This window comes from Mesorhizobium sp. M8A.F.Ca.ET.207.01.1.1 (genome assembly GCF_004794715.1).
In the GTDB taxonomy this organism is placed as follows: Bacteria; Pseudomonadota; Alphaproteobacteria; order Rhizobiales; family Rhizobiaceae; genus Mesorhizobium.
The window spans coordinates 1-304 of sequence record NZ_SRUS01000469.1 but is presented as its reverse complement, the minus strand read 5'-3'; the positions used below and the strand labels follow the sequence as shown (position 1 = coordinate 304).

The 304-nt window shown below is 63.8% G+C and carries 1 protein-coding gene; it reads left to right on the top strand.

All coding sequences use genetic code 11. The annotated features are described in order from the left end of the window. A partial coding sequence (locus EN850_RS35405) for a sulfatase-like hydrolase/transferase (protein ID WP_210238087.1) occupies positions 1 to 262 on the top strand: 262 nt, incomplete at its 5' end. Positions 263 to 304: the final 42 nt, after the last annotated feature.

The following is a 304-nucleotide window of genomic DNA, read 5'->3' as shown; positions in this document are numbered from 1 at the left end:
AACCGCACGGTCACAGAACTTCCAGCTGAACGGCTACCCGCGCGCGACCAACCCGCGGCTGTCGCGCAGCGACGGCGTCATCAGCTTCAATGATGTCTCCTCGTGTGGCACCGCAACGGCCATCTCGGTGCCGTGCATGTTCTCGCAGATGACCCGCCAGCAATACGACGACGTCCGCGCGGCGACCGAGGAGAACGTGCTCGACATCCTGCAGCGTACCGGCGTCGGCGTGCTCTGGCGCAACAACAACAATCGCAGCTAGAAGGGCGCGTAAGACCGCGTAAAGACCGAGGACATGAGCGCG